The sequence below is a fragment of the Streptococcus sanguinis genome (assembly GCF_019929225.1).
In the GTDB taxonomy this organism is placed as follows: Bacteria; Bacillota; Bacilli; order Lactobacillales; family Streptococcaceae; genus Streptococcus; species Streptococcus sanguinis_J.
In genome coordinates this window covers 585,858-601,026 of record NZ_JAHZPA010000001.1, presented here as the reverse complement: position 1 = coordinate 601,026, position 15,169 = coordinate 585,858, and the positions used below count along the sequence as shown (strand labels likewise).

Here is a 15,169-nt window from a genome sequence, read left to right as displayed (position 1 = left end):
CTTTCTATTCTGCACGGTTAGGCAACTTTAGGAAGAAATCTTCTGGAGTAGCTCGGATTAATTCAAATTCTTCTTGGGTTGCTTCCAACGGCCGAACTATTGGGACTTTTGCTGTTTGTTCTGCATCATAACAAAATAGATAAGGCTGCAGCTCTTGGAATTCTTGGTAAGTCAATTCCTGAATAACTTTCACAAGCACCTGCAGCAAAAACTCTTCCTGAGATTGATCTGCAGTTCCTTCTTTTGTAGCAGATACCGCAGCTCTCAATAATACCCCTCCAGGTATTTGCTCCTCAATGCCCTCAAAAAAACCAACTCCATAAGTTGGTTTTTGAGGTTGTTTGTCGCTCTTAAACATAAAATCGTACATATCATTTCCTTTCTATGCGCTCAAGTCCCAAGGCAGAGCGATTTCTTCCAGTTCTTCCATGCTGATCTCAACCTGGTTACTTAGCTCGACATTCTCCAGCCATTCCTCAATGTCTGACATGTAGCGCTTATATGTGTACCAGTTAGCGTCAGTTGGACTGTCTGCATGGCTTCCGTAACGTGGATGCTCCTCTAGTCGGTATTTCTTATCCCGGAAGACATTCTGCCGATTCAAGAAAAGCAGTGCTTCATCCAAGGCAACGGTTGCGACTTCGTGATAATCAAGCAGTTCCCTCTTGAGGCTATCTGTGGACTCACTCGAAGAACCATGTTGGCCATAGCTTTTAGAAGTCTTGGTCTGCTGAATAGTCTGCGCACCTGTTCGATCCGACATATTCTTTAGCGTGTCTGGATCATTAGATCCTAAGTAAAGAATCGCTCCGCAGTTATTGATAATTATCTTTGTGTTTTTTTCACCGTAAAGCTCCTCTAGCTGACTATGAGATTGAAACATCAACTTTATGGAAATTTCACGAGTACGGATAACAGAGATTACTTGAGGAAGCAATGGAATTTTACCAATTTGAGCAGCTTCATCTCCATAGATCTGCAGGTGTACCAAATTATCTTTTTTAGCCGTTTCATGCTCTCCTTTTAAAATTGAATCAACTACACGAATAGAGGTATCAAAGATTGTTGTAAACAATAGTGAGGATAAGAATTGATAGGACTTGTCCGTCTCAGGAATGTGAATAAAGACCGCTGTTTTCTCCAACTGCCACTTTTCAATCTCCATGGTATCCCGCTGAACAATCTTTCTCACATCGTCATGGTCAAAAACGGAAAATCGACTGGAAATAATAGCTAGGACAGACATCAAAGTTTGACCTCCAAAGTTCTTCATAAAGAGCTGGAACTGCTTATTAGCATAGTTACCTGGCAACTCCTCTTCGAGCTGCTTAAACATTTCCTCAACCGGACTTTCAATCTCCGGATCAGTCCGCTTCAGGAAGCGTAACAGATCGGCTACTTGAGCCAAGTTTGGCTCATACTTGCCTAGAACTTTTCCATCAAAGTATAGATACCCAATCAAAGATCTGGTCAGAAAGGCCTCTGCCTGGGCCCAGAAATCTTCCCCTTGATTATCAGAACGCTTTGTCGCATTGATAATCGCTTCTGACACCTTATCTATATCTGTCTCTTTATTCATATAACGAAACACATTGAAGCCATCCGTATTAGAAAGCCTAATCAAGTCAAACACTTTAATTTTATACTCTCCCTCTTTCAAAATAGTGCCAACTTCATGAATGACCATTCCTTTTGTGTCTGTAAACACATAACTAGAATTAAGCTGCATCATATTGGGTTTACCAAAAGAGCGAGTTTTCCAGTCACCAGTTCCCCCGATAACTAGGGCATTCTTGTTGATATGCTTGTTGTAGGGCAAACGTTGATTAAAGAGGCCCATCTGAGCTCGCTGTGTAAAAATCATGTTTTTCTCTGGATCCTGATCCTGAAAGCTAGCCAGCTCCTCTACGGTTGCAAAACGAGCTGTTCCGTGTTCTTCTCCAGTTCGGTAAACTCCCTTATCCTGTTTGCGAGTAAAGAAGAAAAAGGCGGCCAGAACTCCAATAAACCCAGCAGTCAAAGATAGAGACGTAAACTGAATATCGATTAAAGATTTATCTGACCAATGTTCCGCCATCCAATCAAATTTAGCTAGACCGAATTCATCGTTAACTGCTGTATCTGGAGACATCTCAAAAAGCTTAGCCAGCCAGTGCAGACAATAAAATAAAATCCCTGCTGTGATGACATACGGCATTGGTTTTCGTTCAGTCATTTGCTAACCTCCTTACTTGGGCTTGGTTTGGTAATCTTTGGTGCTTTCTCTGCAACTGCTTGGATTTTCACCTGCTCTTGAACCTTGAAATGAGTGATTTTTTCCTCAAGGTTCATGTTTTCAGGACTCTTCAGCAATTCCTGATTGAGCTTCTTAGTCTCCTGAGGACTGGTCAAGTCGGTCAGGAACTGTTCATAGGCTTTTTTGACTAGTTCCTTATTCTTGACCTCAAAGGCCAGCATAACTCGGTTATCCTTTAGAGCCTGAGTGGCAAAACCTATTTTATACTCTTCCAGATAAGCCTTGAGCTTATCCAAGTTGACCTCATTGCTCAAGAAAGTTTTCACTTCCTTGGCACTATCGCTGGCCATAAACTGGTTCCATCGGGTTTCCGCACCGTATCGTTGCCGTTTCATGTACTTCTGCCCCTGGTCTGTCATGTACTCAACCATATAGGCCAGCATCTTCAGCAGCATCTCTCCGGTTAGTTTTGACACATCTTTAACCTGAAAGATGGTTCTTTCTTGCTCCATCCGTTATAGCTCCTTTCTTTGTAAATAGAAACAGCAGCATCCTCTTAGACGCTGCTGTTTTTCTTTTGCTTCTTGTGAAGAATAAGACCAACCAAGCCCAGAGCTGCTGCTCCCAGGAAGCTCAGAAGTGAGCTGTCAGCTGTTCCGGTATCTGGCAGTCGATCTAGAGTTTGCTCGCCCTCCTTTTGTTCAGTTGTTTTCTCTGCCGTTTCTGAGGACTGAGTTTGGCTTTTTGGAGTGATAACTACTTCCTCTGCAGGCTTTTCAGAAGATGAGGGAACATCAATAATTGGCTGATCACCTGCAGGATCTGTCGAAGCACTAGAGCGAACAATAGGAGTCACTGGAGCACTAGGATTAGTTGCTGCAGGAGCTTGGCTGGTTTGACTTGATTGCTCTACTTCTTTAGGCTGACTTGGTTCTGTCGGAGTTTCTGGAGTCTTTGGCTTTGGCTGCGTTGGCTGATCAGGAAGTGGAAGCACTGGATCAGTAGGTTGGCCAGGCTGGACTGGAGGCACAGGCTCCGTCGGCTGCACTGGTTTAGTTTCTTCTGTTTCTCCTGGAGTAGCTGTATCAGATGTTGTTGGCTCCACAGGGACAACTGTTACAGGGGCAGTTGGAATGACTGGCTGACTTGGTTCAGTTGGAGACACAATACCTGGCTGATCTCCAGCTGGAGCGATGATTTCATCTGCCAAAACAGCCTGATTTAAAGCTAATGAAGTGAGTAATAAAGTTGAGTAAATAGTTGTTTTTTTCATAATTGATTTTCCTTTTCTATTGTTGATAGTTAGATACCGTGTCTCTATCCTGGATAGAGACTTTCAGTCGGCTGGCTGGTAACGAGCCAGCCAAAGCGACTGTCTTCGTCCGCCACAACATCAAATGTCAAGCGGACTAGACGGACGCTGTTTTCTTGATTGACATAGAGAACATAGGTCACCTCGTAGCCCTTGCCTTTAGGTTTGATGGACTCAAAGACAGTAGACTGAAGCTGACCATCTTTGACCTCAATTTTCTTCTGCATATCTGCATTGAGATATTGCTGGACCTGCTCCTTATTATTGGCAAAGAGAGTAGCCACAAAATAACGGCCAAAGACATCTACCTTAGAGCCTGCTTCTTGCAGATTGGATAGAGTTCCAACCTGGTTCTTTAGGTCTGTAATCTGGTTTTTTAGCTGCTTGTTTTGGCCACCTAAAACAACTGTATAACCGCCTAAAAGAAGAATTAGGAGAAATATCGGCGCTAAGAACTTAAGCGAGCTGAGAAGGCTTCTAGGAGCTTCTGCGGCAGCCTTTGAAGTAGCCTGCTGCTCTGCATCTGACTGAGGAACAGATTTTTCCAGTTTAAAGAAAGAAGGGAACTTCTTTTTTTGATCTGTCTGAACAAAACCAAATTCCTGCAGCAATTCTTCTACTGTTTCTACAAATGGCAAGCTGACCCGCTTCTTCTGCAGGATTTCTCCTGCTTCCGTTACCTGCATCAAGGTCAGATGCGTTTCCTGTTCCAAACTCTTCACTTTTGCATTTTCCTGCTCAAGAAAGCCCAACAGCTGATCTCTGCTAGGAAATTGCTGCTGGCTTCCTCCAGCTACATTCTGAGCTAAAAACATCAGCTCTCACCACCTTCCTCTGGCTTCCCACTTTCATCCAGTAGGAGGCCTTTCAAATCGTCCAGAGAAGTATTGGACTGACTGAGTAGAGCAGTCACGTACTCTGCCTTGGCCTGAGTAATGGTCTGCTCTATATCCTTTTCTTTCTTCTTGAGCTCGATTTGCTGCTTTTGTACCTTAATTTTCTCTTGTTCCAGGCGCTGGAGCTTCTTCTCCAGATCCTGAATAGATTTCTTTTTCACCATGTTATTTGTTCCTTTCTATTCTTGTTTGTTACTTGACTCGCTTGTTTCTTCTGAGGAGCTAGAGGAGCTTTCTGAGTCCTCCTTCAAGGATCCATAATCAGGATAACTACTAGATGTCCCTGTATTGGACGTGAGAAGCATCTGCTCCTTATTATTGAGTAAGAACTTGCCATCTTGTTTACTGTAGGTTAGTTTGAGTGTCGTTTCGTTGGCTACATTAGTTTGGGCTTTATCATAATTGTTTTTCTTAGTTAGGAGCGTATTGCTATATCTCACCTGAGCAATAGCCGTTAGGTTCTCCTGATCAATATAAATCTGAGCGCTCTGGAAAACATAGTCCACAACATAGCCCTTATAGGCTTGATTAACGGCCTTATCTTCCTGGTTAACCTCTGATGTATAGAGACCTTTCGTCATGAAAGGACGATACCGCTCCCGGTTTTCCTCTAGATCCTTTTTGGTAAAGTAAGCCACCAAAAATTCCTTGACTTGCTTCTGGCTTAATTCTCCCTTTTGGTTTGTTACGGTCTGTTCCTTTTGGCTAGTAGTCGTTTTCGTTTTACCAGAGGTATCAACTGTTTTATTCCTACCTCCAATACCGTACCCGATCAGAAAAAGAATGACTGTAGCAACAACCAAAACCATTCTCTGAAATTTTTTAGACTGCTTTATATCGATCATTCCTGATTCTCCTCTACATTCATCTTGTTTAAATCAATTACTCCTGGCGCATATTCATCTTGCTTTTGACCGCTTTCCGATATGGGATTAAGATTGACAATCTCAATTTTATCAACCAACCATTTGCCCTCAGTCTGTTTATAGGTCAGTTTTAGACTATAATTAGCCGTTGAGGTGATCTTCTTTTGCTTTTCATTCTCTTTCAACTGGTTGACACTATCAAATTGATAGCTTACCGTTGCAAAGACAACTGGTTCCTCAGAACCAAAATAGAGTTTTGTAGACTTATATTGATAGTTCTGCATATAGGACGTATAGGCTTGGAAAGCTGGATTTTCTTCCTTGCCTATTTCTTCCTGATAAGCTCCTTTAGTTAGATAGGGCTGATAATCCTTTCGATTGGAACCAACTTTATCCTTATTGAAATAGGCTTCTAAGAAATCTGTGACCTGCTCTTCTCGTAAACTGTTATCTAAATTATTGCTTGTTCTTTTAGACGGGCCTTTCAGAAAAAAACTTAGAATAAGCAAGAAAAATAGAACTATTCCAGCTAGGGCGACCCAAACTAACATCTTAACTTTCTTTTCATCAATCATATTTTACCTTTCTAATTATTGATTTACTTTTATCTGCTGGCTTTGTACCAGTGGGGATCCTCCAGTTATCAGGAAGGACGGATCCGGACTGGCTGCTGTACCAATCGCTGGAGTCGGGCTAATTTCTAGATGAACGTGATAGATCGTTGTCATTCCAGAATTACCCAATAGTGCGATTTGTTGACCAGCCTTGACTTCTGTACCAGGTGCCAAGTTCGGTTGCTCCTTCAAATGACCGTAATATAAATACTGATCAGTTCCTTCTGGGATAATTGTAATTTGATATCCACCGACTGCAGAGAAGCCTGTATTGTAGACTTTCCCGTTTGTAATGGAATAGACTGGTACATCTGCAGGAAGTGCTGCCGTCCCATATTGAACGCTTAACGGTGCCAGATCGACACCTGTATGCTTCCCACCAGATGGCCCGTAAAGACCACCACCGGCTCCTGATGACCACGGTGTGAAGCCATACGGCTGCATGACCCAATAATCTGTATTAAAAATTGGAGCGTATTTGCCGTTTGGTTTGATAAAGGAAGCTCCTCCGCTTCCACCACCTTCCAAATAAGAAAGGACCTGCTTAGCACTATCTTGACGCTGGAGCAGTTTATCTCCAGGATTCCCTTCCCAATACACAAGAAATTCTTTGGTCAATTTTTCGATATCATCATTACTTTCGCTAATACGGTTCACTGTCTCAATGTAATAAGGACTATCACCCTCAAACATAAATTGGATTTGTAGCTCCAAATTATGCCATTTTTTATTCTTATTTTTCGCAAAATCTAAAAGCAAAGTGTGTCGAGTAGAGCCGTCTTTTGTATCCGTCCACTGACCCAGACCAAGGCCACGACGTAGGATATTGTCATAGCCACCACCGTAAATGCTTGGCCCGCTCATTGAAAGCCATGCTTCATCATCCCAGGATCCGTCAGAGGCACCAATAGGCGGGTTAAGGTAATCTCCCTCAGCTCGTTTGGAAGTGATATTACTCTCCGTTAGAAAATTTCCCATAATAGCTGCAGCACCATTCTTAGTGATATTAGGTTTATACTGCTTTAAAAGTTTGTATGTTTCTTGAACCCTCTGAGCAACATCCCCAGAAAATTCAATATTAGAAAGGACTGAGGTTGTCTGGTTATATTTTACTTTCTCAAAGTAAAAGCCAGGGTTGACCCATATCCATTCATCCTTTTTATCTTTATCGTCGTATCGACGATATTTCCGATAATAAAACTCCTGGCCGCCCTGGCTGGATACTGTCCCCAATTCCTGACCGGCCGAAACCTGCTCACCATCCTTGACTCGAATTCCATTGACTTTCTTATAAGTTAGTTCTCGGTTTGAGCTAGCGATAATTACATCACTTCCCTTAATTTTTATCTTTCCTCCAAAGGAAGATTTCAAGGTCTGCCCCTGATTGACTTGTATAACAGTGCCATTATACATCTTATCTTTGGGATCATAACCAAAGCGACGAGTAATGAGGAGAGGATTGTTGTATTCAGCATCCTGGGAACTATAGAAAGGATTTTCCAAGTCCTGATAAGCCATATAGCGACCCAACTCGTCCGATTGTTTCAGAAGCTCTTCATACTCTTTCAAGGCTTTTTCTCCAAGATAGTAGGTAGTAGCTTGCTCATTGGTATACAAATCTTTCATAGTCTCCAGTTTCTGAGGATCATCATTGAGACCATGCCAGATCTGGCGCAGCAAATCTTTGTAGGTGAGTTGTTCGCTGGTATCTTTCCGAGTGGCCGATGGATTAGTCCTGTTTTTCAAGCTATTACTGCCGTCATCATAAATATCTGACAGCTTATAGTTCTTATAACGGTAATTCATGTAAAAGACCACATCATCAATATTGGACCAGTAGTCTACTTTGTCGTTAGAAGCGTTCCGATCCAATTCTGTCAGATAGATCCATGATTGATTTAATTCCCATTCATCCTGCTGGACTGGGCTTGGATTTCCTAAAAAGATAGCGAAAAAGAGGATAAGAAAAAAGCCTACGATATAGGCTTTAAGTGACAACGGATTTTTCAAAATCACCTGCAGGGGCTTTGTTAGGAAATTCAAAACTTTTCCTGTTCCTCGCACAGACTTACCGGCTTTAGAAAATTTAAGTCGGTGACGAAAAGCCCTGAGCCGTTTGGCTGCTTTGACTTCCCATCGTTCCCCAACAACTGTTCGAGTAAATCCTCGACCCCGCAACAGGTTATAACCTCGGTTTACGAGGCCATAAGAGCCTTTCACTAGCCCCTTTGAAACAGTCTTGCTTGCCTTGGCTATCCGCTTGCTTTGTTGAATACTTGCATGGATGCCCCTGATTTTTTGACGAGCATCTGCGATGTCTTCTAGGGTTTCATTCCCCTGCCAGGCTGCCTCACCCATCCGCCTGATAACCTGGTGGCCGCCTCGGGCTAATTTTTCCTTTTTCGTGCCGCCTACTCGGTTGTAAGCGGCCTTCTGGGCCCGCTTATCCACTTTCAGGTTATGTTTGGCCTGGTGCAGCTTCTCCTGCGTCTCAGCTGTGCTTTTCTTAGATTTAACCGTCGCTTTATGCTCGGTCTTAGCTTCTTTTAGGGTTTGTTTACTGTCTTTGACAGCGCTCTTGGCTTGTTTCAAACCCTGGCGCTTGCTCACTTCGTAATGCTCAGAGATCTTCTGGCCTGCTTCCTGTTTTATTCTCCCCCTTTCTGTCCAAGGTTCGTGTTCTGCCATTTTCTAGCTCCTTTCTGTCTATCACAAAACTGCATCTGTCTGCGTCAATTCATACAGCTTGGTATCGTCAGGGATTTTGTTCTCGAACGGAACAACCGTTTCCCCTGCTATAATTAGCCCGCTTCCCTTTTCTTTTGGTCGCCTGATATAGCGAAGCATGGCATCTGGAATATCCACTACAGCTCGCAGGGCTTCAATGTCCTGGTCTTTCATCTTGAGTAAGATAAAGAACTCAGTATTAGACATCAGGTTCCGACCTTCTTCCCAGGCTAGGATAGTACCTGGGTTCTGGGTAATGCCTGTCGGAATCGCACCGTACTTCCGGATACGAGCCCAAAGTTCCGCAAAGAAGGCTGCGTCTGTCTGGTTTCGGAAGGTCAGATGCAGTTCATCCCAGTACAGCCGGATGGTTTCCTTGCCCTGGTACTGGATAACCTGCTGCCAGATAAAATCTTGCAGTACCAAGAGAGCAAAGGGCTTGAGCTTCTTATCTAGCCCCTTGAGATTGAATACCACCAGCCGATTGTTCAGATTGACATTGGTCTGATGGGCAAAGAGATTAAAACTTCCCTTTGCATAGGGACGGGACCGTCTGGCCAGCTTCTGCGCTTCTTCTTCCGGCCGTTCCAGAAGAACATCATGCCAATCCGCCAGCGTCGGCTTGTCGCAACGCTGATAGACTTCTCTTGTGACTTCATCGATAATATCAAAGTCATCATCTGAAACCTCCTGGAGAATAGACTCAAAGAGAGCCATGAGGAGATTAGCCTTATCGGCCACACTGTCAATTTCTTGACCCTTGTCATCATATAAGACCTGATCCGTCTGTGTCAAATCTAGTAGGTTGATATGGCTGCTAGATTTAAGAGACAGATTGATGACCTGGCCGCCCAAGGCCTCCGAAATGTCACTGTATTCATCTTCAGGATCCACAATAATAAAGCGATCCTTGAGATACTTCAAATAAGCGGGGATGATTTCCGTTGTTTTATTCGTCATCCCCTTCCCTGACCCCGATGTACCGATAGACATGCCATTCGCAGCATTGAGGTCCCGCTGCCGGTCCAAAGTAATCAGATTTTTACTAAGCTGATTTTGCCCATAATAGAGAGCCTTTGGACTGTCAGACTGCAGGTCCACATTAGTAAAGGGGACCTGCGTTACCACGTTGGACGTCGTAAAAGGGCGCATAAACTCCTTTTTAACTTCAAGGAATGGCTTACCAATCGGTAGAATAGTATTTAGCCCATTCTCCTGATGATAATAGGTTTCTTCCAAGTCCACACCAAGCTTGCGGCCAGCTGCCTGTACTTTCTTGGTGCTTTGTTGCAGCTCTTCCAGGCTGTCTGCCACAAAGTAAACCGTGATAACCCCATTGAAAATTTTCTGATCCTCATTGACCTTATCTTTCCACTTCTGAGTCGTCTCACTAGCTTCCACAGCTCTTCCAGAAACAGCTAACCCTGGGTCAATTCCAATCTGGAATCCTTCCTTCTGACTACGGACCATTTCCTCTTGAGCCACTGACTGCTCATTAGATAGTTCTTTTCCTACTTCCCCTAATTCTCGAGGAGCAACATGAATTGAGACAGCCAGCTCTATACCAATATCACAAAAACTCTTGATAAGCTTATCGGATAAGAAGTTCGGATAATCTCGGACATAGAGGACCTTAGCGAATTGTTCATCAATCTTCATAAAGTTTTCATGAAACTCAATCCGATTGGGAACAATAAAGTTTTTAGCGGCTAAACCAGACAAGGCAATGTCTTTGTAGGTGTAAGCAAAATAAGGCTGTTGTCTGAGTAGGAAGTTAAAGATCCCCAGCCGCTCTACACCTGAGAGCTTCTTCAGGCTAATATTCATCGCCTGCAATTCATTTTCTACCAGGGTTCCCATTTCCTGAAGTTGAGTATCTGCGAGGTTCTTCTCATAGGCCTCTGTGGCCAAGGTGATATACTTCTCCACCTTGAAGTTTTTGGCATCCAAAGAAAATCGATCCTGAATAATATCATTATATTCATCTCGGTAGATATCGTTACAATCTCCTGCAGGCTCATAGAGAACCTTGCGGACTGTCTGATTGTCCACCCGTCTATTAATCACCAGGAGCTGAAAATTATCTCCAGCATCCAGAGAGTTCAGTGCCTCTCCATAGCTGTCAATAATATCCAACTTGTCCTCTGTGCTAGCCGTTGTATAGGCAACATCTCCCAGCCGGTATGTTCGGGAATACCAGTTTTCTGCAATGTGCATGATTCCAGTCTCAAACTGACTGGTAAAGTAAATGCTGTTCTGTGTTGAAGGCTTCCTTTTAAATTCCTTCCGCAAACGAATTTGACGGCTACGTTCAGTAGCCGTCTGGACCGTCCGCTTCCTGAACGGAAGCTGATTGAGTAAACTCATAGTGTCTTGTCTCCTCTCCTCCATATTCAGTCATATAAGACCGTTTTTGATTGATTAACTGAAAGATTAAACGCTCTTTCAGAATTTTGTTTTTCTTAGTTCCATACAAAAAACAAGGACCAATAATAATTCCAGTTACTAAATAGTTAAATACATCTGGGAAGCCCAGCCAATTCAACAAAACTCCCAGAGCTACACCTAAGACAATCCCACCAGTCATAACTAGCTGTCTTAGAGTTCGCCTTAGAAAAACAGGGCGCTCATAGTCCCCAAATTCCTTAAGAAATTCACTGCCTAATTTTTCCAAACCAAAACCTCTCATTCTGTTTTTTAGCACAATAAAAACACCTTACTGTCTGCAAAGTGTTTTCTGTCAATTCTAGTCAATCTCGCCTTTATATTGTAAAGCCGTTCCAATCAGGGATAAAATCCCTGCTATAATCACTATTATTGTAGTGATGTTGTCATTAATCGATGTTGGAGTTGATTGGAAAGGTCTATACTGATCTAATATAACAACCCGATAAACCCCATCAAGAAACCAACACATCACCCACAATCCTAAGCCCATAAAAAACCAATTTTTCAGGAAGGAAAGAATGAAAAAAGGAGCCTTGAGAATCCAAAGCAATACCCGAAGCACAATAAATCCTGCCCTAGCTAGCAACCGACCTAACTGGGAAACAAACTTTTTCCAGTTAGGAACAGTTGCTTTAGAAGTCAGCTCAAATTGATCCGGCTGAAAATTCTGTTCCAGAAACTCTGTACGCTCTTCTTCCGAAGCTTGACTTAACGCCTGATTAAGCTTTTTAACTGCTCTTTCTAATTCTGTTGCCATCCTCTCACCCCTTCCCCTTTTTATTATTATAGCATAATTCACTAGGAAGTTCCGAATAATTTTTTAGACTGTTGCTGGGTTTTCCAGATTGTAAATATAAAAACAAGTAATTTAAAAATCCCAGCAAAAGCAATATCCGCACCGGCTTTACCAGTTGAAACCTTAAAGAGATCGTCTGTTACAAAAGCAGCATAAATAGCAACTACAATGAATAATACAATTCCTTGAAAAGCGGCTGCTGCAAATTGCTTAAGTAGATTTTTAGCCATATCTCTGGTGCTATCTGCCATCCAGAAAGCAATGATTAGTGGAGCAATTGCTTTGAGTATATACATTTCAAAAGCCCTCATAAAAATAATCATTTTTATAGAGATACTAGAAACTGCTTCCGACAGCCAACTTATTAGGCCCAAGAAATTCTTTAAAACCCAACCATCTACTCCATCTGTTTTTACAGATCCCTTAAAAGCAACAATTGATATTATCTTGCTTAAACCTCTTAAAATGTAACCAAAAAGTTCTACAATACCATCAAAAATTGTCGCAGAATAAGTGACAAGAATAAAAGCAAATAAAAACTTCACAGCTAATTCTGCAAAGAGGCCACTATTCAAACCGCCTCCCTCCCGTTTCAAATATCGATACCAAGAATCCAGCTCGATTAGAAACATTACAGCAATTATTAATTGTGCAGCTTTCATACTAGAAGAGTTAATAAGAGTTGACATCTCATTAACTTTAGGTGCATATTCAGCGAGGCTCTGGGTCAATTCTTTAATTTGATCAACGTCCATATCTGCCTCCGTTAGTTTTATCCAAGAGCAGCAATTTGATTAGCTACATAGGTCATTACAATTGTTCCTCCAGCAATCATCATGCCACCATAAATCATGCTATTTTGTCCTTGAAGTCGTTCATTAGGACTATTAGAACTTTTACCTGCAGCGTATGTCTGCCATCCTTCTGCAATAAACAATGCTCCGCCAATGTTAATTCCAATACCTAAAAAACGAATGATTGTTGTGAAAATTTCCATTATTTTATTCTCCTTGTATTATTTCTTATAACCCTGCCCCGTCAACAACAGGCAGGTTTTTCGTTGTTGTTTCATTTTCCTTGCGACCAAAACTGGACCGACTTTGATGGTCCGTATCTGACTGATCAATCGAGCAGTGTAGGGGATAATTAAATCCACTTCCTGGACTTGGCCGGCAATAATGCCTGACCGTCTTTGAGTCGCATATTTAGGACCCAGGATAATCTCTTCTCCTGAGTCAAGACGAGCAGTTGCTCTGCTATGTTTTCCCATCTTTTTGAGGTCAGAGATGGTCACTGACTTTATGTCGTTTTTTTCAGTCATGGTTAATCCCCCTTCTGAAAATTGCTGATTTACAGCTTGCCGAGACAGTGCGTAACTGCCTTCCGTATTTCTTACGCAGGGTTATTTTAGTCTGGTAAACCCCAAAAACTCCTTCGCCTTACGGGACAAGTCAACCGTGGCTTTGCGTCATGTGACCGACACTAGATATCCTTTTCTAGTTACTCGCCGCCCCTATTTCTCTTTTATGTCTAGGTCACGCTAATCAGGACAGCGGGGGTATTCAATTTTCAAGGAACTAGAAGCAGTTTAGAGACTTACTTAGGTCAAGTATTAAAATCTACGAAAAAAGATTTAATCAGTACAACTGATCAGATATTATTTGAAAGTCATTGGTCATAAGGTTGTATACTGTAGCTGCAACAACAAATGAAATGATTATAAAAGTTGCAGATTCCACACATTCTTTTCTTTTTTGCTTTTCCTCTGGGGTATTTGCTGGCATCGTAATAAAAGCAATTCCAACAACAAGCAATATGACCAAAGCTATTACGAGAGCTACTTTAGCATTCTTCACAGAATATAAAACAGTAGCAAACAAAGCTGGGCCAGCTGTAAAGCCAATGACATAGTCTAATCTCTTATGAAAAAAATTAAATATTTTAATCATGATGCACCTTGTTTCTCATATTTTTGATTACCCAGACAAGACCTAAAATGAAAGAATAGAAACTAACCGCAATGAAAATGTATATATTTTCAAAATTTTCAACTATCACGAATGGTAAGAAATTTTGTTTCGGTGTTACTGGTATTTCAGTAAACAAAGCCAACGTATTCCAAATTATCCAGAACAAGCTACCTAACGAGATGAAAAATATTAGGATTAGCATGGTAAGCAGCCAGGGAATCAATAAAAATACTGCGAGATCTGATAGGCTAAAACCTTTTTCTTTTTTGTTTTCGTTGCTATTCATCTCTATCTCCTTTCTTCGCTTGATAGCTCACAATTTGAGGACAGATTGTTCTTTGTCTATATCCTCACCCTCCATACTTTAATTCAGCATTTCTATGAGCTGCTATTTTAGCTTCTAGTCTACGTTCTTCCTTGAGGTTCTCCAGGCATTTCAGCAGATAAGCGAGGGGTTGTTCTGCATCAAAGGGCATGCGTTCAATAATATCTAAGACTTCATTACTGGTTACATATCCATCTTCAAGATACTGCCCTATAAGCATTTTCTGATGATGTGTCAATTTATATTCTCGAATTTTATATAGGCTTGTATCGTACTGCTCAAACTTGCCATTGTATTTATCCGAAATCACCTGCAGCAATGAGTAGTATTCTGGCTGGATATATTTCCCCTCAGATTTTTTTTGAATAGATGGACTATCAGCCCCAGCCTTTCTAGAACTATCAATATTATTTTTATTCTCACTCTGTTTAATCTCACTAGATTTATTCTTACTTGAGTCGGATTTCCCGACTTCTTGAAGTCGACTTTTCCGACCTCTTGAAGTCGATTTTTCCGACTTCTTGAAGTCGGTTTTTCCGACTTCAGGCGATTTTACTGGAATTTCAGACTGTTTTGCCTGTTCAAAATCCATATTCAGAAGTTCTATACGAGTTTCAACGTTCTTAACGTAGATCCGGTTAGCCTTCTTCAAACCTTGCCGGACTTCATCAATAAGGTCGTACTCGATAAGCTTTTTTTTGAGTGACATAACTTTGTCACGTTTCCAGCCAAGATCCTCAACAAGCTCTTCAATGGGATAGTAGATAAAGACATCTTGATTATCATCAACAAAACGCATATCGCCTTTTCTGGCATTCTCAATCGAAGCCCCCATACGATCCCTAAGCAACATAAACATCATTTTGGCTTCTGATTTTAACTTGCTGTAATATTTTGAACCAATCATCACTTTAGGTAATTGATAAAAACTTTCACTGCCTAAACCTTGGGCTAGGGATATTCTTCCGTTATCAACCAT

General features: G+C 41.8%; 18 protein-coding genes. All 18 read right to left on the bottom strand.

Going from position 1 to position 15,169, the window contains the following annotated elements; translation table 11 throughout:
- Positions 1-4: 4 nt before the first annotated feature.
- A complete protein-coding gene (locus tag K1I80_RS03070; protein ID WP_223312927.1) occupies positions 5-370 on the bottom strand; it encodes a hypothetical protein in 366 nt (121 codons plus the stop codon).
- A 12-nt stretch (positions 371-382) separates the two neighbouring features.
- On the bottom strand, positions 383-2,215 hold the full coding sequence (locus K1I80_RS03065; protein ID WP_223312928.1) for a VirD4-like conjugal transfer protein, CD1115 family: 1,833 nt from the start codon (positions 2,213-2,215) through the stop codon (positions 383-385).
- The gene (locus K1I80_RS03060) at positions 2,212-2,748 is read right to left on the bottom strand and encodes a hypothetical protein (protein WP_223312929.1); all 537 of its coding nucleotides are present in this window, start codon (positions 2,746-2,748) and stop codon (positions 2,212-2,214) included. The genes K1I80_RS03065 and K1I80_RS03060 overlap by 4 nt, the downstream gene beginning before the upstream one ends.
- 44 nt (positions 2,749-2,792) lie before the next feature.
- Positions 2,793-3,509 (bottom strand): LPXTG cell wall anchor domain-containing protein, encoded by a 717-nt coding sequence (locus K1I80_RS03055; RefSeq protein ID WP_223312930.1) that lies wholly within the window; start codon positions 3,507-3,509, stop codon positions 2,793-2,795.
- A 44-nt stretch (positions 3,510-3,553) separates the two neighbouring features.
- Positions 3,554-4,363, bottom strand: coding sequence for a hypothetical protein (locus K1I80_RS03050; protein WP_223312931.1), 810 nt, complete (start codon positions 4,361-4,363; stop codon positions 3,554-3,556).
- Positions 4,363-4,608: a hypothetical protein gene (locus K1I80_RS03045; RefSeq protein WP_223312932.1), complete on the bottom strand. Its 246-nt coding sequence runs from the start codon at positions 4,606-4,608 to the stop codon at positions 4,363-4,365. The genes K1I80_RS03050 and K1I80_RS03045 overlap by 1 nt, the downstream gene beginning before the upstream one ends.
- A 15-nt stretch (positions 4,609-4,623) precedes the next feature.
- On the bottom strand, positions 4,624-5,289 hold the full coding sequence (locus K1I80_RS03040) for a hypothetical protein (protein WP_223312933.1): 666 nt from the start codon (positions 5,287-5,289) through the stop codon (positions 4,624-4,626).
- Positions 5,286-5,885: a hypothetical protein gene (locus K1I80_RS03035; RefSeq protein ID WP_223338993.1), complete on the bottom strand. Its 600-nt coding sequence runs from the start codon at positions 5,883-5,885 to the stop codon at positions 5,286-5,288. The genes K1I80_RS03040 and K1I80_RS03035 overlap by 4 nt, the downstream gene beginning before the upstream one ends.
- Positions 5,886-5,900: 15 nt before the next feature.
- Positions 5,901-8,612: a phage tail tip lysozyme gene (locus K1I80_RS03030; protein ID WP_223312935.1), complete on the bottom strand. Its 2,712-nt coding sequence runs from the start codon at positions 8,610-8,612 to the stop codon at positions 5,901-5,903.
- Positions 8,613-8,633: 21 nt separating this feature from the next.
- Positions 8,634-11,018: a VirB4-like conjugal transfer ATPase, CD1110 family gene (locus K1I80_RS03025; protein ID WP_223312936.1), complete on the bottom strand. Its 2,385-nt coding sequence runs from the start codon at positions 11,016-11,018 to the stop codon at positions 8,634-8,636.
- A complete protein-coding gene (locus tag K1I80_RS03020; RefSeq protein ID WP_020992704.1) occupies positions 10,963-11,325 on the bottom strand; it encodes a hypothetical protein in 363 nt (120 codons plus the stop codon). The genes K1I80_RS03025 and K1I80_RS03020 overlap by 56 nt, the downstream gene beginning before the upstream one ends.
- A gap of 72 nt (positions 11,326-11,397) precedes the next feature.
- Entirely contained in the window at positions 11,398-11,856 is a 459-nt protein-coding gene (locus K1I80_RS03015; RefSeq protein WP_223312937.1) for a hypothetical protein, read from the bottom strand.
- A gap of 41 nt (positions 11,857-11,897) precedes the next feature.
- The gene (locus tag K1I80_RS03010) at positions 11,898-12,650 is read right to left on the bottom strand and encodes a type IV secretion system protein (RefSeq protein WP_223312938.1); all 753 of its coding nucleotides are present in this window, start codon (positions 12,648-12,650) and stop codon (positions 11,898-11,900) included.
- A 17-nt stretch (positions 12,651-12,667) separates the two neighbouring features.
- The gene (locus K1I80_RS03005) at positions 12,668-12,892 is read right to left on the bottom strand and encodes a hypothetical protein (RefSeq protein ID WP_002905332.1); all 225 of its coding nucleotides are present in this window, start codon (positions 12,890-12,892) and stop codon (positions 12,668-12,670) included.
- Positions 12,893-12,910: 18 nt separating this feature from the next.
- Entirely contained in the window at positions 12,911-13,216 is a 306-nt protein-coding gene (locus tag K1I80_RS03000) for a hypothetical protein (protein ID WP_223312939.1), read from the bottom strand.
- A gap of 316 nt (positions 13,217-13,532) precedes the next feature.
- Positions 13,533-13,844, bottom strand: coding sequence for a hypothetical protein (locus tag K1I80_RS02995; RefSeq protein WP_223312701.1), 312 nt, complete (start codon positions 13,842-13,844; stop codon positions 13,533-13,535).
- Positions 13,837-14,151: a hypothetical protein gene (locus K1I80_RS02990; protein ID WP_223312940.1), complete on the bottom strand. Its 315-nt coding sequence runs from the start codon at positions 14,149-14,151 to the stop codon at positions 13,837-13,839. The genes K1I80_RS02995 and K1I80_RS02990 overlap by 8 nt, the downstream gene beginning before the upstream one ends.
- A 64-nt stretch (positions 14,152-14,215) precedes the next feature.
- Positions 14,216-15,169: a replication initiator protein A gene (locus K1I80_RS02985; RefSeq protein WP_223312941.1), complete on the bottom strand. Its 954-nt coding sequence runs from the start codon at positions 15,167-15,169 to the stop codon at positions 14,216-14,218.

Excerpts from the sequence above, each read along its gene's own strand:
- K1I80_RS03040 (WP_223312933.1), bottom strand. The coding sequence starts at position 5,289 with ATGATCGATATAAAGCAGTCTAAAAAATTTCAGAGAATGGTTTTGGTT.
- K1I80_RS03045 (WP_223312932.1), bottom strand. The coding sequence starts at position 4,608 with ATGGTGAAAAAGAAATCTATTCAGGATCTGGAGAAGAAGCTCCAGCGC.
- K1I80_RS03070 (WP_223312927.1), bottom strand. The coding sequence starts at position 370 with ATGTACGATTTTATGTTTAAGAGCGACAAACAACCTCAAAAACCAACT.
- K1I80_RS03010 (WP_223312938.1), bottom strand. The coding sequence starts at position 12,650 with ATGGACGTTGATCAAATTAAAGAATTGACCCAGAGCCTCGCTGAATAT.
- K1I80_RS02995 (WP_223312701.1), bottom strand. The coding sequence starts at position 13,844 with ATGATTAAAATATTTAATTTTTTTCATAAGAGATTAGACTATGTCATT.
- K1I80_RS03050 (WP_223312931.1), bottom strand. The coding sequence starts at position 4,363 with ATGTTTTTAGCTCAGAATGTAGCTGGAGGAAGCCAGCAGCAATTTCCT.
- K1I80_RS03035 (WP_223338993.1), bottom strand. The coding sequence starts at position 5,885 with ATGATTGATGAAAAGAAAGTTAAGATGTTAGTTTGGGTCGCCCTAGCT.
- K1I80_RS02990 (WP_223312940.1), bottom strand. The coding sequence starts at position 14,151 with ATGAATAGCAACGAAAACAAAAAAGAAAAAGGTTTTAGCCTATCAGAT.
- K1I80_RS03065 (WP_223312928.1), bottom strand. The coding sequence starts at position 2,215 with ATGACTGAACGAAAACCAATGCCGTATGTCATCACAGCAGGGATTTTA.
- K1I80_RS03005 (WP_002905332.1), bottom strand. The coding sequence starts at position 12,892 with ATGGAAATTTTCACAACAATCATTCGTTTTTTAGGTATTGGAATTAAC.
- K1I80_RS03055 (WP_223312930.1), bottom strand. The coding sequence starts at position 3,509 with ATGAAAAAAACAACTATTTACTCAACTTTATTACTCACTTCATTAGCT.
- K1I80_RS03015 (WP_223312937.1), bottom strand. The coding sequence starts at position 11,856 with ATGGCAACAGAATTAGAAAGAGCAGTTAAAAAGCTTAATCAGGCGTTA.
- K1I80_RS03030 (WP_223312935.1), bottom strand. The coding sequence starts at position 8,612 with ATGGCAGAACACGAACCTTGGACAGAAAGGGGGAGAATAAAACAGGAA.
- K1I80_RS02985 (WP_223312941.1), bottom strand. The coding sequence starts at position 15,169 with ATGGTTGATAACGGAAGAATATCCCTAGCCCAAGGTTTAGGCAGTGAA.
- K1I80_RS03000 (WP_223312939.1), bottom strand. The coding sequence starts at position 13,216 with ATGACTGAAAAAAACGACATAAAGTCAGTGACCATCTCTGACCTCAAA.
- K1I80_RS03060 (WP_223312929.1), bottom strand. The coding sequence starts at position 2,748 with ATGGAGCAAGAAAGAACCATCTTTCAGGTTAAAGATGTGTCAAAACTA.
- K1I80_RS03025 (WP_223312936.1), bottom strand. The coding sequence starts at position 11,018 with ATGAGTTTACTCAATCAGCTTCCGTTCAGGAAGCGGACGGTCCAGACG.